Source organism: Enterococcus sp. 3H8_DIV0648 (assembly GCF_002140655.1).
Lineage (GTDB): Bacteria > Bacillota > Bacilli > Lactobacillales > Enterococcaceae > Enterococcus_A > Enterococcus_A hulanensis.
On sequence record NZ_NGLG01000001.1, the window covers coordinates 3,086,768 to 3,107,347 of the forward strand.

Here is a 20,580-nt window from a genome sequence, read left to right on the forward strand (position 1 = left end):
TATGTCATTGAGATGCGGGATATCACGAAAAAGTTCGGCGATTTTAAAGCGAATGACAGGATCAATCTGAAAATTCGCAAGGGTGAAATTCATGCCTTGCTGGGAGAAAACGGCGCAGGCAAATCGACCCTGATGAATGTGTTGTCAGGGCTTTTGCAGCCGACATCCGGCGATATCTATATGGATGGTCAAACGGTCAAGATCACTAGTCCTACAAGAGCCAATCAATTAGGAATCGGGATGGTGCACCAGCATTTTATGCTGGTGGATGCCTTTACGGTCACAGAAAATATTATTTTAGGCAGCGAGCTAAGTAATAAAGGGGTGCTGGATACACAAAAAGCCAAAGAAGAAATTACTCGCCTATCAAATGATTATGGCTTGCAGGTCGATCCGGATGCGTATGTTCGCGACATTTCAGTAGGGATGCAGCAGCGGGTAGAAATTTTAAAAACGTTGTACCGTGGTGCAAATATTTTGATATTTGACGAACCGACAGCCGTTTTAACCCCGCAGGAAATTGATGAGCTGATCGAAATCATGGCGACCTTAGTCAAAGAAGGCAAGTCGACAATTTTGATTACCCATAAGCTGGATGAGATCAAAAAAGTAGCTGATCGGTGTTCAGTCATTCGGCGGGGACGCTATATCGGTACTGTCGATGTAAAAAATGTCAGCTCGCAGGAGTTGGCGGATATGATGGTGGGACGCTCGGTTTCATTTAAAACGGATAAAAAATCAGCAACCATTGGTGAAGTGGTTCTTTCTATTAAAGAGCTGAGCGTGAAGGAAAGCCGCGGACTAGATGCGGTGAAAAATTTGAGTCTGGAAGTACACCGCGGTGAGGTCTTAGGCATCGCGGGAATTGACGGCAACGGCCAGTCGGAATTAATCCAAGCACTGACTGGTTTACGCAAAATCGAAAGCGGAACGATTACTATCAATGGAAAAGATGCTACAAACAGCAAGCCTAGGGAAATCACACAGATGGGTGTTGGGCATGTGCCGGAAGATCGGCATAAATATGGCTTGGTCTTACCTCTGCCATTATCTGAAAATATTGCGCTGCAATCCTATTATCATGAGCCGTTTAGTAAAAATGGGATTTTAAATTTTAATGAGATTCAACAATATGCCAATCGTTTGATTAAAGAATATGATGTGCGGACCACGAGCGAGCAAGCGCCCGCAGCTTCTTTATCTGGAGGGAATCAGCAGAAGGCGATTATTGCTCGTGAGGTTGATCGTGATCCAGAGCTTTTGATCGTAGCTCAGCCAACACGCGGACTAGATGTCGGAGCAATCGAATATATCCACAAACGCTTGGTCGAACAGCGGGATAAAAATAAAGGAGTCTTGTTAGTCAGCTTCGAACTGGATGAAATTCTAAATGTTTCTGATCGTATCGCCGTTATACATGCCGGCGAGATCGTGGGAATCGTTGATCCAAAAGAAACGTCGGAAAATGAATTGGGGCTATTGATGGCAGGCTATAGTTTGGCCGATGCACGAAAAGAGTTAGTAAAGGTTGGTGAAGCAAGTGAATGAGCGTTCAGTACAAATCAGAAATGCTTTGGTTCCGATTATCTCAGTAATTTTAGGCTTTCTACTTGGCGGCTTGCTGATGCTGGTAACGGGTTATAATCCGCTCGTGGGTTATCAAGCAATGTTCCGTTCGGCTTTCCAAAGCAGCATTTCGATCGGAGAAATTCTAGTGGGCGCCGGACCGTTGATTTTTACAGCTTTAGGTTTTTCGGTAGCGAATTCAGCGGGCTTTTTTAACGTTGGTTTATCCGGGCAGGCTTTGTGCGGCTGGGTGGCAAGTATTTGGGTCGCGTTGAGTATGCCGACAGCCCCAAAATTAGTCGTTGTACCTTTAGCAATTATCGCTGGAGCATTGGCAGGCGCATTGGCTGCTGCGATCCCAGGTCTATTACGTGCTTATTTTGGAACGAGTGAAGTTATCGTGACGATTATGATGAATTATGTACTGCTGTATACAGCTAACCATATAGTAAACAATGTCATGGCACCTGAGATCATTTCCAATAAAGGGGTCACTAAGATTGTCGGAGCAAACGGCTTATTACGGGAACCGTGGTTGACGAATCTTTTTGGCGGTTCGCGGGTCAATACAGGCTTCATTTTAGCGTTGCTCTTTTTAGGTTTAGTTTGGTTTTTAATGAAGCGGACAACTTTAGGCTTTGAGATTCGTTCAGTAGGAATCAATCCCTTTGCTTCGGAATATGCAGGCATGAGCAGTAAACGGACGATCGTGATCTCGATGCTCATTTCTGGCTTGTTAGCCGGGTTGGGGGGAGTGGTCCAAGGACTAGGAACTTTTGGTAATTATTTTGTTCAAGGATCGTCCATCAGTATTGGATTTGATGGAATGGCCGTATCTTTATTGGGAAATGGCGGTTCGCTTGGGATTCTTCTGTCAGCACTGCTGTTCAGCATATTAAAACTTGGCGGACAAGGGATGCAGTTTGCCGGCGTTCCAAGTGAACTGGCAAATAGTGTTATCCCTCTAATCATATTCTTCGTGGGAATCAATTATGTCGTTCGGGTTGCTTTGACTAAAGTTCAACTGAACAATAAGGTTGAAAAAGAAGTAGAAGAATCAGACATACAGTCACTAAAACAAGAAGGAGTTGATTTGGAATGACCATTCAATTACTAGGTTCGCTGATTTCTCAAACCTTGGTTTATTCTGCCCCCTTAATCTTAACGGCCTTAGGCGGCGTATTTTCGGAACGCAGCGGAATTGTAAATGTCGGTTTAGAAGGCATCATGGTAACGGGTGCGTTTAGTTCGGTTATATTTAATCTGAGTTTTGCGGATCAATTTGGAGCGCTGACACCTTGGCTAGGTGTTTTAGTCGGAGGGTTGACTGGTTTATTATTTTCACTTCTGCATGCTGTAGCGACAGTGAATTTTCGAGCGGATCATGTAATCAGCGGAACGGTTATGAATTTGCTGGCTCCGCCGCTAACGATATTTTTGATTAAAGTCATTTATGGGAAAGGGCAAACGGATACGATTCAAGAGCAGTTTGGTTACTTTGATTTCTCAGGATTAAGCAAGATTCCGATTATCGGAGATTTGTTTTTTAATAAAACTAGCTTACCAGCCTATTTTGCTATTGTGGTAGCGTTGGGTGCTTGGTTCATTATTTATAAGACCAAATTCGGATTGCGCCTGCGTTCGGTTGGAGAAAATCCGCAGGCCGCGGATACCTTGGGCATAAACGTATACTTAATGCGTTATGCGGGCGTATTGATTTCGGGCTTTCTTGGCGGAATGGGAGGGGCCGTGTTCGCCCAATCAATTGCAGGCCGCTTTGCAATAACTACGATTGCCGGCCAAGGATTTATTTCTTTAGCCGCGATGATCTTCGGCAAATGGAATCCGCTCGGGGCAATGGGGGCAGCTATCTTCTTTGGTTTTGCTCAAAACCTTAGTATCGCTGGAGCGAATCTGCCAGTTATTTCGCAAATCCCAGATGTTTATCTACAATCTGCCCCTTATGTATTAACGATTATTGTTTTAGTAGTCTTTTTAGGAAAAGCTACCGGTCCAAAAGCAGGGGGGATAAACTATATAAAATCAAAATGATCGAACAGTTATCTGTTATTAGACATCGAACGAGCAAAAAAGGAAGCTCACCGCTGATTGGTGAGCTTCCTTTTTATTAAGAATGATGATGTTCTTTTTTCGTTTTTAACATTCTTAGATAAAGGATGAACATTCCGATTGCAACCACAAAAGAGATCGCACCGGCGATAAAGCCTTTCGGCAGATAACTGAAAGTTACCTTGTGTTTGCCTTTTGGTACATGGATACTGATGAACGCGTTTTGGAACGCTTTGGTATCGACCTTTTTTCCATCGATTCTGGCAGTCCAGCCTTCGTCATAAGGGATCGTCGTAACCAGTGTTTGTGCTTCTTTGGCATTTACAGTCCCTTCAGCACTGCGTTTGCCAACCTTCATATCCACACCGTTTTCTTTGATCTTATCCGCAGCTAATCGATAGGCTACAGTATCCAGCGCTAGAACTTGCGGGCTTTGGAAGCTGATCGCCTTTGTTCCATAAAAGCTGGCGGTAAAGGTGACCATTGTGGCCTTTTGATAATAACCTAAGTCATAATATTGTCCGCTGATATTGATTTGCGCCTGACGCGTTTGTCCATTTGTCGTAACAGTGGCGGTCGAACTTTCTAACTCGGAAAAATCGTAAGGATAAAGACTTAAGTAGGCTTGGGTATTTGCTGGAACTTGAACCTTCCAGGTGACATCCTTTGCGACATTGCCTTGTTTTTCCGTGATCGTCGTAATATTGCCAGCGTTGGTGACGGTGGCATTTTTGGTATCTACTTGCGTTATCGGCAAGAACTGGTAGTACTGGTATTGTTCTTGCGACAAAGCATTGAATAATTGCGTTTGAGTACCAAGATTGTCATTTGGCAAAGCCTTTAATTTATCAATACTTGTTGGTGCTGTGAAGGCTAACGGCAGGGCATAGGTATTTTCGAACAGATTATACTCGCCGACCGTTTTTGTTTTAGAAAAGCCGTATTTATTCAAATCCTTTGCTTTGGCAATGTTGTATTTCATGCCTGTGAAGGCATCTGCCAGCAGCGTATTATTCTGGTAGCGAATGTTCAGGCTCGTGCCTCTTGAACGGAAGCCTAATTGATCCATATAGCCGGATGAATGACGGTTGCGGATCGAAGAAAACATGCTGACACCGCTATAGCCATAATTAAAGGCGTCATTGGATGAGACGGGATCAAGATTTTCCATTCGATAAAAATCCTCATTCTCGTTCTTCGTTTCATCGACTAACGCTTTGATCGAAGGATAAGGCTCTGTATAAAGGCTGCGAGACGCATAATTCCAATCCTTCAAAATACCGCGGACCATAAAATCGCTATTGATAAAGGCTTCTGTAGACATCAATAGTAAGAGCAGGATGCTGAGAACTTTCAATGGGACTTTATTAAAGTGATGCGCCGTGAAAACTAAAGCATAAACAGCCAAGAAGCCGATCGTGATGTAAAGCGAAATATTTTTAAGATAGTCATAGTCTTTGCCCTTCATTCCCCAGAAAATCGCAAAAACAGCGATCAGCAGCAAGAAGGCGGCGACCAGTTGCAAAATGTTCTCTCGCTCCAATTTTTCCCAGCCCCAGGCGGCTAGTGTAATCACTAAAAATGAAAGCAGATAAGCATAGCGAAACAAGAACATGTTCGGTGCATGCATTCCATGCCAGAATAAATTCATCGGCTGGATATAGAAACTTGCAATTAAGATCGCGGCAATCACACCATAAGCGAGTTTATTTTTCCAAGGAATCTTTTTACAGATAAAGAAAAATAAACATAAGGCTAATGGTAAAAGTCCGATATAAATGAATGGGATCGAACCATATTTTGTTGTATCGTAAGAGCCGATCAAATTCTTCGCGATAAAATCCCACCAGCTGGTTGCTTCCGTTTTTAAGGTGGTGATTTGTGTCAATTCTTCACCATTCGTTCGCAAATCGAGAATCGACGGCAAAATGACGATCATTGATGCAAAGCCGGCTAATAACGAGGTGGCTCCATAAGGAATGATGCTCTTTTTGTATAACTTCCAATTGGTAATCAAGCGGGCGATAAAATATAAGACCGAAAATAGACCGATCATGAAGCCCATATAAAAGCTCGTTAAAAACAACATTAAATAGGAAACAAAAAGTACGGTCGGCTTTTTCAGGTCCATCACACGATTGATGCCCCAAATGATCAAAGGCAGATAGACAAAGGCATCCAGCCACATAATAATCTCAGAATGTGCGATGGCAAAAGACATCAATGCATAGGTAACGCTTAGGGCTACACGGGACCAATCCGGCAGCTTAAAACTACCCTTGGCATAAAACCAAAACGCTAATCCTGCTGAGCCGATCTTGATCAGAGTCAAAAAATACAGAGCGTCGGGCATCAACTGATTTGGAAAGAAAATAACCAGCGGTGTAAAGAAGCCGCCAAGGTAATAGGAAACCAGCGATAAGTAGTTCAGCCCCATCGAGGCATTCCAAGTATAAAAAAGGCCTTGTTTGCCTAAAAGCATATTTCGAAAACTTGCGTGAAAATTTGAAAACTGTGAAAAGGCATCACTGGCTAAGACACTGCGGCTCGACCCCGGATAAATGCCAATCGTTAAATAGACGATCACCATGAGCAAAAACGGCAGGAAAAAACTGGCCAACAAATACCAACGGTTTTCTTTAAGATACTTTTTCATATAAAAATCACCAAACTTCTTTCAACAGACTATCCAAATTTTACCATAGAAGAGCTGAAATATTGTGAAGGAGGCGTGAAAACAGCCCGAAATTTTGAACATTTTAGGAGGGATTTAAGGAAATAATAGTGCGGTTAACGCTTAGGCAGCGCCAACGTTAAAAGAGGGCAATAAAAAAAGTCCTCCAGCTGAAGGACTTTGAATGGATAATATTAAACGCGCTCAATTTTTCCAGATTTCAAAGCACGAGTTGAGACCCAAACTTTTTTAGGTTTTCCGTCAACTAATACGCGAACTTTTTGTAAATTAGGTTTTACAGTACGTTTAGTAGCGTTCATAGCGTGAGAACGGTTATTTGCACTTCTTGTTTTACGACCAGTAAAATAGCAAACTTTTGCCATGTGTTGTTTCCTCCTTTAGCCTTGATATTGGAGCGCTTCTTTGGCTCATACTAAAATAAAATAGCATATATTCGCAAGTTTAGCAAGTGAATTTTTTTAGAAAGATTGACATTTAAGGGATTTGCAGGTAAATTATACTCTGTTAGCGTAAAAATTTTTTAGCAAAAGTTTTGATGCAAGAAAGTTGGCAGAATATTGCGGCAAGCAGGGAGCGCCCTATCAGCAAATCGCAATGGAACTTTCTTTTATTTGTCATAGGGCTATGATAAACTATTATAGTAGAAAAAATGGGCAAGTATGCCTATTTAAGGAGGCTAACAACTATGGCTGTGAAAATTAATACACAGACTGGTATGATCGAAATTTCAAACGACGTCATCGCGACGGTTGTCGGCGGTGCAGTTACTGACGTGTTTGGTATCGTCGGTATGGCTAGTAAAAATCAAATCAAAGACAATATCACAGAGATTTTAAGAAAAGAAAATTATTCACGCGGCGTCGTTGTACGTCAAGAAGAGAACGGAATCGCGGTTGACGTGTATACGATCGTCAGCTACGGCACGAAAATCTCAGAAGTATCGCGCAATGTCCAAGAAAAAGTGAAATACAATTTGGAAACGATGCTTGGGGTTACAGCCAATTCGGTGAATGTCTATGTTCAAGGTGTACGTGTTCTGCCTGACTAAAGGCAGCGTTCTTAAGGAGGACTAAGTAAGTGAAGGTAACAGAGATCAGCGCGAGTCAATTCCAAGAAATGGTAGAGGCTGGCGCTAAACGTCTGCAAGTCAATGCAGAATATGTCAATTCATTAAATGTATTTCCAGTGCCGGATGGCGATACTGGGACCAATATGAATCTATCTATGACCAGCGGCGCGACTGCTGTTGTTAATTCAGCTTCTGAAAAAGTCGGAGAATTAGCAAATGTTTTAGCGAAAGGATTGTTGATGGGCGCACGAGGAAACTCCGGCGTTATTCTGTCACAATTATTCCGCGGTTTTTCTAAAGCAATTTTAGATGTGGATACATTAAATGCAGAAGATTTAGCAAAAGCGTTAGTTCACGGTGTAGAAACAGCTTATAAAGCAGTGATGAAACCCGTAGAAGGAACGATTTTAACAGTGGCACGCGAATCAGCAAAAGCTGGTGAACGCAAAGCGAAACAAACGGATGATGTGATTGAAGTAATGTCAGCCGTTGTTAAATCCGGAAAAAAAGCATTGGATAAAACTCCAGATATGCTGCCAGTCTTAAAAGAGGTCGGCGTAGTCGATAGCGGCGGTCAAGGCTTATTGTTCATTTACGAAGGTTTTTTAAGTGCGTTAAATGGCGAATTTCAGGCAGATGACACCTATGAACCAAGTCCAGCTGAAATGGATGAAATGGTTAATGCCGAACATCACCGCAGCGTTCAAGGTCAATTGGCGACAGCAGATATCAAGTTCGGTTATTGTACTGAAATCATGGTTCGTCTAGGCGAAGGACCAACGGTTGACAGTAATTTTGACTATGATACATTCCGCAACTACTTGGACGGCATTGGCGACTCGCTATTAGTTGTTAATGATGATGAAATCGTTAAAGTGCATGTTCATACAGAACATCCGGGTGAAGTAATGAATTATGGACAAAAATTTGGTGCTTTGATCAAGGTCAAAGTGGATAATATGCGTCTGCAACATGAAAACATCTTGGAGCATGATGAAGAAGTTGCTGAGTTTGAGGCGGCACCAGCAGAGCGTGTACCTTATGCGGTAATCGCAATTGCAGCTGGCGAAGGCGTGCAAGAATTATTCAAGAGTCTGGGCGTATCATACGTAATCAGCGGCGGCCAAACTATGAATCCAAGTACGGAAGACATTTTGAAAGCAATCAAAGAAGTTAATGCTGATCAAGTCATTGTCTTGCCGAACAACAAAAATATCTTTATGGCTGCTGATCAAGCGGCAGAAGTAGCGGACATACCTGTCGCAGTTGTACCAAGTAAAACTGTTTCTCAAGGAATGACCGCAATGTTGGCCTTCAATGGTGAGCAAAGCCTAGAAGATAATAAAACGACGATGACTGAAATGCTTGATTCTGTAGTCAGCGGTCAAATCACTAATGCGATTCGCGATACGGCGATCGATGGTGTTGAGATTCATGAGGGCGACTACTTAGGAATGATCGACGGCAAAATCGTTCTTTCTGAAGCGGACAAATATCAAGCAACCTTAGATACTTTAAATAAAATGATCAGTGAGGATATCGAAATCATCACAATCATCGTAGGTGTTGAAGGTACACAAGCAGAGGCTGAAAAATTAAGTGAGACAATTGAAGCAAGCTATCCGGATTTAGAAGTTGAGATCCACGAAGGAAAACAACCAGTTTATCCATACTTGCTTTCAGCAGAATAAATAAGTAAAAAGTCGGAGGGAGTGAGCCAAGAATATCTGGCTCACTCCCTGTTTTTGTTAGTGTTATAAAAGCCTGTGTGTGACGAGAATTATTTTTTATGATTTTGGAAAAATGATTCACTCTATAACGAATAGCTGAAATATAAAGTTGAAAGGAGGTTGTTTATGATGATTCAAGAATCTGTATCAGTACTGCCCGGTGTAGGACCGAAACGTGTCCAAACACTATCTGAATTAGGTATCGTAACCATCGAAGACCTGCTAAGTTACTATCCCTTTCGTTATGAAGACATTCAAGAAAAAAATCTATTAGAGATCAATGATCAAGAAAAAGTTACATTAAAAGGTGTGATTGTCTCGGCACCGGTGGTCAGTCGATTCGGCTATAAAAAAAGCCGGCTGCAGTTTCGAATGATGCAGGATCACGCGGTCTTCATGGTTTCCTTTTTCAATCAACCTTATTTAAAAGATAAAGTCGAAGTCGGCGAAGAATTGGCCGTATATGGAAAGTGGGATGCCAAACGCAAGTCGTTGACTGGGATGAAAATCTTAGGCGGTAAGCAAACGGAAGAATATGCACCAATCTATCATGTGACGAAAGCGATCCGTCAAAGTACACTGATTGATTTGATCAAAGTCGCGTTTGAAAAATTTGGTGATCAGGTGACAGAAAACTTGCCTGATTATCTGTTGGAAAAATATCGGCTAATGCCAAGAAAGCAAGCAATGCGGGCGATGCATTTCCCGAAAAATCCAACAGAGAGCCAGCAAGCGAAGCGACGAGTCGTTTTTGAAGAATTTTTCTTATTCCAAATGCGGATGCAGGGCTTGAAGAAAAGTGAACGCAGTGAAAAAAATGGCATCGCAATTCGGTATGATGTGAAACGCTTGAAACAATTCACTCAAAAGCTGCCTTTCGAATTAACTGATGCACAAAAACGAGTTACCAATGAAATTTGCTACGATCTGCGCAGCAAAAAGCATATGCAGCGTTTGCTGCAGGGGGACGTTGGTAGCGGAAAGACCGTTGTTGCGGCAATTGCTCTGTATGCGACAATGACAGCAGGGTTTCAGGGAGCTTTAATGGTCCCTACAGAAATTTTGGCGCAGCAGCATTTAGAGAGCTTGAATCAATTGTTTGATCCGCTGGAGCTGACAACAGCATTATTAACGGGTTCAACCAAAACAAAGGAACGGCGAGCGATTCTAGCAGGGCTACAAAACGGTGAGATTGATGTGGTGATCGGGACCCATGCCTTGATCCAAGACGATGTACAATTTGCAAACCTTGGTTTGGTCATCACAGATGAGCAACATCGTTTCGGTGTGAATCAACGAAGGGTCTTACGTGAAAAAGGTCTGCATCCTGATGTTCTCTTTATGACGGCGACACCGATTCCGCGGACATTAGCGATCACAGCATATGGCGAGATGGATGTCTCTGTCATCGATCAAATGCCGGCTGGCCGGATTCCGGTCAAGACCAGTTGGATCAAACCCAAACAATTGGAGCATACGTTGGATTGGGCCAAACAAGAGTTGCAGGCTGGACATCAATTGTATGTGATTTGTCCCTTGATCGAGGAATCTGAAGCGCTAGACGTAAAGAATGCAACAGAAATTTATGAGCACTTGCAAGAATACTATGCACCAACCTATCAAGTTAGCCTCTTGCATGGAAAAATGAAGAATGCTGAAAAAGATAGGATCATGGAAGAATTCAAAGAGAATCAAAGTCAGGTTTTAGTTTCTACTACAGTCATTGAAGTCGGAGTCAATGTTCCAAATGCAACGGTGATGTTCATTATGGATGCGGATCGCTTTGGTTTAGCTCAGCTCCATCAATTACGTGGGCGAGTTGGCCGCGGCTCGGATGCTTCTTATTGCATCTTAGTTGCCAGCCCGAAAAATGAAATGGGTAAAGAGCGTATGAAGATCATGACTGAAACAAATAATGGTTTTGTTTTGAGTGAAAAGGATTTAGAATTACGTGGTCCGGGTGAAGTCTTTGGTTTCCGTCAATCCGGTTTGCCGCAATTTTTAATTGCCGATCTGGTGAATGATGCAAATGTTTTGGAAGTAGCTAGAGACGAGGCAAATCAGATTTGGCAAATCGATAATTGGCGCGAGCAGCCGGCCTTTGCACCATTAGCAGAGACCTTGAAACCAACTGAAACTGGCGAAACATATTTTGATTAGGTGTGCTATACTGTAGAAAATTTAAAAATACTAGTTGTCCGTCTAGCTTTACTATATAGATAGAAAACGTAGCTGGATGGGATATGGTTTAAGAAAACAATTCATTAAGAGATAAAAGGAGAGACAGTTCTCATGAAAATTGCTGTAGACGCAATGGGTGGCGATTTCGCACCAAAGGCTATCGTGGAAGGTGTAATGCTAGCTCAAAAAAATCATCCAGATATCGAGTTTCAATTATATGGAAAAGAAGACGCGATCCGTCAATACATCACAAACGAAAAAAATATTACGATCATTCATACAGATGAAAAAATCAATAGTGATGATGAACCGGTCAAAGCGATTCGCCGCAAGAAAAATGCTTCGATGGTTTTGGCTGCTCAAGCGGTCAAAGAAGGTAAGGCAGATGCCATCTTTTCAGCTGGGAATACGGGAGCGTTATTAGCTGCTGGTTTATTTGTAGTTGGAAGAATCAAAGGAATCGAACGCCCTGGTTTGATGTCGACGCTGCCGGTTTTAACTAGCAACAGCGGTTTTGATATGTTGGATTTAGGTGCGAATGCGGAAAATAAGGCCGAGCATATTCATCAATATGCGATTCTAGGATCATTTTATGGCAAGCATGTGCGGGGCATAGAAAAACCACGCGTGGGTCTTTTGAATAATGGTACGGAAGAAACAAAAGGCAGTGAACTGACAAAAGAGGCCTATAAATTATTACAGGCTGAAGAAAGCATCAATTTTATTGGAAATGTGGAAGCTAGAGAACTTTTGAACGGCGCTGCTGATGTTGTCGTCACTGATGGCTTTACAGGAAATGCCGTTTTAAAAACGATTGAAGGAACAGCTATGGGCTTGATGAGTCTGATCAAGGGCAGCATCAACGAAGCAGGTGTCAAAGGTAAATTTGGCGCTTTGATGTTAAAAGATACATTATATGGCTTAAAAGATAAATTGGACTATTCTTCTCACGGGGGTGCGGTATTATTTGGACTTAAAGCCCCTGTAATCAAAACCCATGGTTCTACCGGTCCTGAAGCAGTAGCGAATACAATCGATCAAATTCATACGATGCTGGATACGGATGTTGTTGGACAATTGGTCCAGTTTTTCGAAACCCCTAAAGGTGAATAAGACCACGGCAATTTAGCGAAAAAGGTAGACAAAGCAATCAAACATCAGTAAAATGAACTGTGACCTTCTGGTAAAACATAGACGAATATTAGTTGATCAAGTGGAGGTGAATGTTGTTGACTCGTGAAGAAGTATTTAGCAAAGTTGCTGAAATAATTTCAAATCATTTTGAAATTGATAAAGACAAAGTGACTCTTGAATTGAGTATCAAAGACGACTTAAATGCAGACTCAATCAGTATTATGGAATTTGTTTTAGAATTGGAAGATGAATTCGGAACAGAAATTTCTGATGAAGACGCTGAAAAAATTGAAACAGTTGGAGCTGCAGTTGATTACATTATGGAAAACAACCAAGCTTAACAAAATGGTGCACCGGCATTTGCTGGTGCACTTTTTTATTGAATCAAATTTAAGAAGCGTTTATCCCAAATATTTTCATAAAAGGCGATAGTGTCCGCCGCCGAAAGAAAATCATTGTCATAAGTTGTCGAAGCGTTTTTCAGCATCGACAATCGATAACCTAAGCCATGGGCAAATTTTATCGTTGTATCAATACAATATTGAGTTTGAGCACCGCAAATTTCTAGGCTGGTGATGTGATGTTGCTGCAAGACTTTTTGTAAATCAGTATGATAAAAAGAATTAGCATGTGTTTTTTGAATAATAGTATCGAGCTTCTTGCGATCTAATTCTTCTATGATTTCCCAAGCAGTTGTCTGTGGAATCAGTTCATCATCACAGTGTTGAATAAAAATAATTGGTTTACTCTGCTCACGATAAAGTTGAATGCGCTGATTAATAAGTGTAATTAGTTCAGCAAAATGATCGATCCTCTTATCCTCAAAACACACACCCTTTTGTAAATCAATAATCAGCAGTGCATCAGGAAGTTCCTCCATTAAAGTTTCCTCCGTTCATTTTTTCTACTTTAGCATTTTTTTGAGTAAGAAGAAAAAGTTCGATCATTTTTTGAAAATTTCTTACTATCACGACTTCTGATTTAAAATTTGTGGAAAAAACAGTATAATAGAGCGTGATGGAAATCTCAAAAAAAGGAATGAGCCCATGGATACACAGTTGATCAACGAATTAAAAGAAAACTACGGCATCGTCTTTCACGATGTTAACTTATTAGAACAGGCGTTTACCCACTCATCATATGTGAATGAACACCGTAACATGAATATTTCAGATAATGAACGGTTAGAATTTTTAGGGGACGCTGTCTTAGAAATTCAAGTATCGGACTATTTGTATCATCATTATCCAAACCTGCCAGAAGGACGCTTGACGCGTTTGCGCTCAGCGATTGTACGAGAAGAAAGTTTGTCAAAATTTGCAAAGGAATGTCATTTTGATCACTATATAATGTTAGGCAAGGGCGAAGAAAATTCCGGCGGACGTGATCGTGCAGCGTTGCTTTGCGACTTATTTGAAGCTTTTTTAGGAGCTCTATATTTAGATCAAGGTTATGATGTCGCGTTGCTCTTTATCCAAACAGTCGTTTTTCCGAAGATCGAAGCAGGTGTTTTCACACGTGAGATGGATCATAAGACCCGCTTGCAAGAAGTTTTGCAAAAAAGCGGAGATGTCTCAATCGATTATCGCTTAGTCAATGAAGAAGGACCGGCACATGAACGGATTTTTACGATTGACGTTTATGCCGATAATCAATTGATAGGTACAGGGCAAGGAAAATCCAAAAAATTAGCAGAACAGGATGCAGCGGAAAAAGCCTTAATAAAAATTTCTGCAAAATAAGCTGCTTTTCCTAAATGTCGAGAAATAATGAGAGTTATAGAGTTAAAACTATTTTTGTAAGTATTGACTATGCCTAGCTTAGCGAACAATTGTGTTCTGAAATGCACAGCAATCAGGATTGCTGTGCAAGTTCGTCTAGCTTTTTTTTATGAAATTTTAGGAGGAACATTTTGTATTTAAAACGAATTGAAATCGCTGGCTTTAAATCCTTTGCCGATCGAACTAAAATTGAATTTGAACAAGGCGTGACAGCGGTTATTGGTCCCAACGGCAGCGGCAAAAGCAATATCACCGAAGCAATTCGCTGGGTTCTAGGGGAGCAGTCTGCGAAAAGTTTGCGCGGTGGTAAGATGCCAGATATTATTTTTGCTGGTTCGGACTCACGGAAGCAGTTGAATATCGCGGAAGTAACAGTGGTATTAGACAACACTGATAATTATTTACCATTAGGCTTTAGTGAAGTCAGTGTGACGAGACGCTATCGCCGAACAGGAGAGAGTGACTTTTTCATTAACAAAAAAGCTTGTCGATTGAAGGATATCCAAGATCTATTCATGGATTCTGGTTTAGGCAAAGAATCTTTCTCGATTATTTCTCAAGGGAAAGTCGAGGCGATTTTTGCCAGCAAACCGGAAGATCGACGAGGGATTTTTGAAGAAGCCGCGGGTGTTTTGAAATATAAGCAGCGCAAGCGCAAGGCGGAACAGAAACTTTTCGAGACAGAGGATAATCTTAGTCGGGTTCAAGATATTATTTATGAATTAGAAGATCAGCTGACTCCTTTAGCTGCTCAAAGCGAAGCGGCCAAGGAGTTTTTGGCGCTCAAAAAAGAATTAACGGTAACCGATGTCAGTTTAACTGTGGCTAAAATCAAGCAAACTCGGGATTCTTGGCAATCAGCGAAGACCGATTTTGATGAATTGTCCAAAACAGTTGAAGAAAAAGGCCGCTTTATTCAAGAAACAGAAATGCAATTAGGCGTGCTGCGCGAAAAACGCGGGTCGTTGGATGAGCAGTTGGAAACGGGTCAGCAGCAATTATTGCATTTATCAGAAGCGTTGAAGCAGGCGGAAGGTCAGAAGGAATTATTGAGTGAACGCTCAAAAAATACTCAAAAGACCAGTGCGGAATATCAAACAACATTGACTGATCAGCGTAAGAAAAGGGATGAAGCTCAATTAAACTTGAAGGACGTCCAAACACAACAGGCTGATAAACAAGCTGAAAAAATTGCATTGGAAGAAAAGATCCAACAATTAACAGCGGAATCAGAGAAATATAAGAAGTCGCCAAAAGAACTGTTGGAAGATCTGCGCGGCACTTACGTTGAACTGATGCAAGAAGCAGCGAATGTCAGCAACGAGCTGAAATACTTAGAACGCCAATACACACAAGAAACGGCTAAAAACCAGCAAAGTATGACACGTTTTGAAGCTTTGCGCGAGCAGCTAGAAGATTTGACGGCACAACAAACAGCGGCTAAAACCAAGAGCCAAAGCTTAGAAGTACAGCTGACAGAAGAACAAGAAGACTATCGCCGCTTAGCAGCAGAAAAAAATGCTGCGCAACAGCAATTGCAAAAAGAACAGCAGCTGATGTACGACTTGATGAATCAGGTTCAGCAAGCTCGGGCGCGACAAAAAAGTCTTCAAGATATTCAAGAGAATTACAGCGGCTTCTATCAAGGGGTCCGCAGCGTCTTACAACACAAAGACCAATTGAGCGGAATCGTTGGTGCAGTAGCAGAGCTTATTCAAGTGCCGAAGGAATACACGCTGGCGATTGAGACTGCTTTAGGAGCGGCGGCTCAGCATATTATTGTAGAAAATGAAAAAGACGCACGGCAAGGAATTACTTTCCTGAAAAAGCAACGCAGCGGCCGTGGCACTTTCCTGCCTTTAACGACGATCAAGCCGCGTAGTTTAGGTGCTCATCAGTATCAGGCAATCAAAGACGAGGAAGGCTTTTTGGGAGTTGCCAGTGAATTAGTGGCATTTCAAGAAAATGTTGCTCCGGTTATGCAGAATCTATTAGGGGCAATCGTGATCGCTAAAGATATAAACAGTGCCAATCAGCTTGCCCGCCTATTACGATATCAAGTTCGTGTAGTTTCTTTAGATGGCGATGTCATGAACGCCGGTGGTTCAATGACTGGTGGTGCCATGAAGCAAGGAAATCGCGGGAATTTATTTAACCAAGGACATGAACTAGCCGAGTGGACCAAACGTTACGAAGAGATCAATCAGGCATTGCAGGCAAAGGAAAAGTTTGTCCGTGAGCTGCAAACGAAAGTGGCAGAACAAACGGAGACGCTGGAAACCTTGCGTACACAAGGTGAGCAGACACGCCTAGCATATCAAGAAGCACAAAGCGGTGAAGAACGTGTCAGCACGGAGTTAACCCGTTTGCAAAAAGAACAAACGTTGTTCTCTTATGAAGCAAAGGAACTAGAGAGCTTTTTAAAAGATTATCAAACACAAAAGGATACATTAGAATTTCAGCAGGTCGAATTAAAGACACAACAAGAGAAAATCAATCAAGAGATTCAACAGCTGAATGAAGAAAGTGATCAGCTGGAAGAAAAGCGTGCTAGTATCAGTGCTGAACTCAGTCGATTACAAGCGGATTATGCTGTATTAGATGAACGCCTGCTGTATTTGGAACGACAAGCATTGAGCTTTGAAGAGCAAATCAATGAGCTAACTCGTCAGATTACGAGTTTGGAGAATCAAATATTAGCACTTTCTAGCGATTCATCAGACCATGAAGAATCGGAAGAGAGTCTAAATCAACGGTTGTCAGAATTAGCTACTGCGCGTGAACACTTACAAGAGCAATTAAACGTATGGAAAGAAACGCGGCAAAGCTTGCAAAAGCAAGTTGATCAATCAGATAGTGCTTTGACCGAAGCCAATCGCGAGCAAAAACAATTATTAGCACGACAATCGCAAGCAGATGTTCAAAAAAATCGTTATGAGTTAAAATTGGACAATGCCTTGACTTACTTGCAAGAGGAATACAGCTTGACCTTTGAAGGGGCCGAAGCGCAGGCAGACCCCGATATTGATCAGCAGTCTGCACAAAACGAAGTAAGCCGTTTGAAACAGGCAATTGAAAAGTTAGGGCCAGTGAATCTAAATGCAATCGAGCAATATCAGCAAGTCGAAGAACGCTACGACTTTCTTACTACGCAGCGAGATGACTTGTTGTCGGCTAAGGATCAGTTGTTTGAAACGATGGATGAGATGGATGATGAAGTCAAAACTCGTTTCTATACAACTTTCGAAGCGATTCGAGAAAAATTCAATGTTGTCTTTCCCAATATGTTTGGCGGCGGTAGAGCAGAATTGGTATTGACGAATCCTGATGATTTATTAAATACAGGGATCGAGATCGAAGCACAGCCGCCAGGGAAAAAATTGCAAAGTTTGTCCCTGCTTTCTGGTGGAGAACGCGCATTAACAGCGATCGCCTTATTGTTCTCGATTATCCAAGTCCGTCCAGTACCTTTCTGCGTCTTAGATGAAGTTGAAGCTGCGCTGGATGAGGCAAATGTTTCACGTTTTGGTCGTTATTTAAGTGCTTTCCAAGATGATACGCAATTTATTGTAGTTACTCACCGTAAAGGTACGATGGAAGCAGCAGATGTTCTCTATGGTGTAACGATGCAAGAATCTGGCGTGTCAAAAATTATTTCAGTCCGTCTTGAAGAAGTAAAAGAAGACGGAAAATTTCAAGTGAAGGAAGGGAAACCTCTGTAATGATAAAATTAGTGGCAATTGATTTAGACGGCACACTGCTGACAGATGCCAAAACGATTTCCGATACTAATAAAAAAATACTGGCGGAAGCAAAGGCACGAGGAGTCAAAATCGTGATCTGCACAGGGCGCCCTTTGATTGCGATCAAAGATTATTTAGCTGAGCTGAATTTGCTGGATGCGGATGATTATTCGATCACCTTCAATGGCGGCTTGATTCAAACAAATACGGGCGAAATTTTAGGTAAAACAGCGATGGAGCTGGAAGAGGTCAAGCATATCCATCAGTTATTAGCAAAACTTGACTTGCCGATGGACGTTTTATCAGATGCGTTATGTTTCCAATTTGAAACAGCAGCAGAGCATCCTTCCATCTATCCAACGATGAATAAAGCATTGACCTATGTTCCGAAAACCTTGGAAGCATTGAAAGAAGATACATTATACAATAAAGTAGTTGCAGCCATTGATGCAGATTATTTGGATCAGAAGATTCCGTTGATTCCTGCTGAAGAATATGATCGATTTGAGATTTTCAAGACTCGGCCAAATCTATTGGAGTTTATGCCGAAGGGTGTGACAAAAGCCTTTGGACTTTCGGTTTTAGGGGAACATCTTGGGATTACTGCCAATGAAATGATGGCGCTGGGCGATGAAGCCAATGATTTATCAATGATCAATTATGCTGGAATGGGTGTAGCAATGGAAAATGCTACTGACGGCGTTAAATCGGCTGCCAATTTTGTGACCAGAACCAATCAGGCCGATGGTGTTGCACATGCTATCCAAAAATTTGTATTCGATGATTTGAATGATTAAAACTGAAATAAGGGGGGATTTTAAATGGGATTATTTGACCGCATAAAAAAGGCCTTTACCGGTGAACAAAACGAAGAAGCTGAAAAACAAGAAGAAATCGTTGAAGATAAAGACCTTTCTGCTGCTGATACAGACACAGAAGATCCAACGGAAACACCAGTTAGTGAAGACACAGCTGACGAAGCGGATGAAAAAAGCGCTGAAGTGAATGAAGAATCGCTTGAGCAAACTGCTGAGACATTAGATAGTCCGGCAGAAGAAGTACCCGCACATGAAACAGACGAACCGTCTGAGGACTTGGCAGAAACACCAGTTGAACAGGTAGAAGTCAATGACGAACCGCTAGAAAACGAAGTTGTTGAAACGCCGACAGAAGTTGAACCGGAGCCGGAAATCCTTGAGCCAGCAGAAGAAGCTGCAGAAGCGGAAGAAACGGTTCAGGAAAAATATGACAAGGGTCTCGAAAAGACGCGTAAATCCTTTGGCGAACGGATGAATGAATTATTTGCTCGTTTCCGTCGAGTGGATGAAGATTTCTTTGAGGATCTGGAAGAAACATTAATCGGAGCCGATGTCGGTTTTGATACTGCAATCAAATTGACGGAGTCTTTGCGCCAAGAAGTCAAACTGAAAAATGTGAAGAAACCGGCTCAGATTCAAAACGTTATCATTGAAAAGCTGGTAGAAATTTATGAAGCAGAAGGCATTAATGAAAATAATAAGATCAATCTGCAAACTGACGGATTGAGTGTGATTTTATTTGTTGGTGTTAATGGAACCGGGAAAACTACCAGCATTGGGAAATTAGCCAATCAATATAAAAACGAAGGCAAAAAAGTTTTGCTAGCTGCTGCCGATACTTTCCGAGCGGGGGCAATCGATCAGCTAGTGGTTTGGGGGCAACGCTCTGGCGTGGAAGTTGTTCGCGGCAATGCAGGCGGTGATCCGGCGGCCGTAGTTTTCGATGCGGTGGATAAAGCTAAAAAGGAAAACTATGATATCTTGCTGATTGATACGGCAGGACGCTTGCAAAATAAAGTTAACTTGATGAATGAGCTGGAAAAAATCAAACGGGTCATCCAACGCGAGTTTCCAACTGCACCGCATGAAGTGTTGTTAGTTGTTGATGCAACAACGGGACAAAATGCTTTAGTACAAGCGCGTCAGTTTAAGGAAACGACGGACGTCACAGGCCTAGTCTTAACTAAGCTAGATGGTACCGCAAAAGGCGGGATCGTGCTGGCGATTCGCAATGAGCTGCACCTGCCAGTAAAACTTGTTGGTTTAGGTGAAGGGCTCAATGACCTTGAAGCGTTTGATCCAAATGATTTCGCAGTAGGATTATTCAAAGGTTTATTGCAGGAAGAGTAAAAGAGACTAATCTAAAAGTCCTTTAAGCAATTGAGCAGAAAAAGAAAGCCGAACGACTTTGTAACTATCAATAATGGTAGTATAAAGTCGTTCGGCTATTTAATGTTTTTTGTAAAAATGAATAAAAAAATATGGACTTGCTCAGTCATTTTACTTATCAGTCTCTTTGTGTATTTTGAAAATAAGGCGGAACGTGCAGGCTGACATTGTTTTGCCGAGCATTGGCATCCATTATTCGGTGAACCTCGTCGCAATGAAATTGGTGTTGGCGATGCGGACGCAGCATTACCAGCTCTTTTTCAGTTTCTTGATATAAATGAGCTGTGTCGTTCTTTATTGAATGATTTTTTTCCTGCATAGGCGAGGCCTCCATTCTTTTTTTAAGTGATCTAAAGTTACATTTAGATTAAAAATGTTGTTATCATTATTTAATCATATTATCA

16 protein-coding genes are annotated in these 20,580 nt (G+C 41.8%); 12 read left to right on the top strand and 4 right to left on the bottom strand.

The annotated features are described in order from the left end of the window. Positions 1-12: 12 nt before the first annotated feature. Genes A5875_RS14305 through A5875_RS14315 form a run of 3 tightly spaced genes read left to right on the top strand, consistent with a single transcriptional unit; the run spans position 13 to position 3,618 of the window. Positions 13-1,548 carry an ABC transporter ATP-binding protein gene (locus A5875_RS14305; protein ID WP_422851539.1) on the top strand — a complete coding sequence of 512 codons (1,536 nt, stop codon included), beginning with the start codon at positions 13-15 and terminating at the stop codon, positions 1,546-1,548. Further along, complete coding sequence (locus A5875_RS14310; RefSeq protein WP_088934699.1) at positions 1,541-2,668, top strand: ABC transporter permease; 1,128 nt, start codon at positions 1,541-1,543, stop codon at positions 2,666-2,668. The genes A5875_RS14305 and A5875_RS14310 overlap by 8 nt, the downstream gene beginning before the upstream one ends. Further along, on the top strand, positions 2,665-3,618 hold the full coding sequence (locus A5875_RS14315; protein WP_088934209.1) for an ABC transporter permease: 954 nt from the start codon (positions 2,665-2,667) through the stop codon (positions 3,616-3,618). Before A5875_RS14310 ends, A5875_RS14315 begins: the two co-directional genes overlap by 4 nt. Before the next feature lie 76 nt (positions 3,619-3,694). Here A5875_RS14315 and A5875_RS14320 read toward each other — a convergent pair whose 3' ends face one another. Then, the gene (locus A5875_RS14320) at positions 3,695-6,292 is read right to left on the bottom strand and encodes a YfhO family protein (RefSeq protein ID WP_088934210.1); all 2,598 of its coding nucleotides are present in this window, start codon (positions 6,290-6,292) and stop codon (positions 3,695-3,697) included. Positions 6,293-6,504: 212 nt separating this feature from the next. After that, positions 6,505-6,693 carry a 50S ribosomal protein L28 gene (gene rpmB, locus A5875_RS14325; protein WP_088934211.1) on the bottom strand — a complete coding sequence of 63 codons (189 nt, stop codon included), beginning with the start codon at positions 6,691-6,693 and terminating at the stop codon, positions 6,505-6,507. Between the two features lie 323 nt (positions 6,694-7,016). Between rpmB and A5875_RS14330 the strand changes: the two genes are divergently transcribed. From A5875_RS14330 to acpP, 5 genes are all read left to right on the top strand, one after another. Beyond that, positions 7,017-7,379, top strand: a complete 363-nt coding sequence (locus A5875_RS14330; RefSeq protein WP_010742791.1) for an Asp23/Gls24 family envelope stress response protein — start codon at positions 7,017-7,019, stop codon at positions 7,377-7,379. Between the two features lie 29 nt (positions 7,380-7,408). After that, a complete protein-coding gene (locus A5875_RS14335) occupies positions 7,409-9,091 on the top strand; it encodes a DAK2 domain-containing protein (protein WP_088934212.1) in 1,683 nt (560 codons plus the stop codon). Between the two features lie 165 nt (positions 9,092-9,256). Further along, positions 9,257-11,290 (top strand): ATP-dependent DNA helicase RecG, encoded by a 2,034-nt coding sequence (recG, locus tag A5875_RS14340; RefSeq protein WP_088934213.1) that lies wholly within the window; start codon positions 9,257-9,259, stop codon positions 11,288-11,290. A gap of 132 nt (positions 11,291-11,422) precedes the next feature. Next, positions 11,423-12,424, top strand: coding sequence for a phosphate acyltransferase PlsX (gene plsX, locus A5875_RS14345; RefSeq protein ID WP_088934214.1), 1,002 nt, complete (start codon positions 11,423-11,425; stop codon positions 12,422-12,424). A 116-nt stretch (positions 12,425-12,540) separates the two neighbouring features. Continuing rightward, positions 12,541-12,786, top strand: coding sequence for an acyl carrier protein (acpP, locus tag A5875_RS14350; protein WP_034708719.1), 246 nt, complete (start codon positions 12,541-12,543; stop codon positions 12,784-12,786). 35 nt (positions 12,787-12,821) lie between these two features. Here acpP and A5875_RS14355 read toward each other — a convergent pair whose 3' ends face one another. After that, a complete protein-coding gene (locus tag A5875_RS14355; RefSeq protein ID WP_088934215.1) occupies positions 12,822-13,325 on the bottom strand; it encodes a cysteine hydrolase family protein in 504 nt (167 codons plus the stop codon). 166 nt (positions 13,326-13,491) lie between these two features. On the opposite strand from A5875_RS14355, the gene rnc reads away from it, so the two are divergent. The 4 genes from rnc (at position 13,492) to ftsY (ending at position 20,137) form a co-directional block, all read left to right on the top strand. Further along, complete coding sequence (gene rnc / locus A5875_RS14360) at positions 13,492-14,187, top strand: ribonuclease III (RefSeq protein ID WP_088934216.1); 696 nt, start codon at positions 13,492-13,494, stop codon at positions 14,185-14,187. Positions 14,188-14,357: 170 nt separating this feature from the next. Next, positions 14,358-17,948, top strand: a complete 3,591-nt coding sequence (gene smc / locus A5875_RS14365) for a chromosome segregation protein SMC (RefSeq protein WP_088934217.1) — start codon at positions 14,358-14,360, stop codon at positions 17,946-17,948. After that, positions 17,948-18,766 (top strand): Cof-type HAD-IIB family hydrolase, encoded by an 819-nt coding sequence (locus A5875_RS14370; protein ID WP_088934218.1) that lies wholly within the window; start codon positions 17,948-17,950, stop codon positions 18,764-18,766. The genes smc and A5875_RS14370 overlap by 1 nt, the downstream gene beginning before the upstream one ends. A 24-nt stretch (positions 18,767-18,790) precedes the next feature. Further along, positions 18,791-20,137, top strand: a complete 1,347-nt coding sequence (gene ftsY / locus A5875_RS14375; protein ID WP_088934219.1) for a signal recognition particle-docking protein FtsY — start codon at positions 18,791-18,793, stop codon at positions 20,135-20,137. A 157-nt stretch (positions 20,138-20,294) separates the two neighbouring features. On the opposite strand, the gene A5875_RS14380 is transcribed toward ftsY, so the two are convergent. After that, on the bottom strand, positions 20,295-20,495 hold the full coding sequence (locus A5875_RS14380) for a hypothetical protein (RefSeq protein ID WP_088934220.1): 201 nt from the start codon (positions 20,493-20,495) through the stop codon (positions 20,295-20,297). Positions 20,496-20,580: the final 85 nt, after the last annotated feature.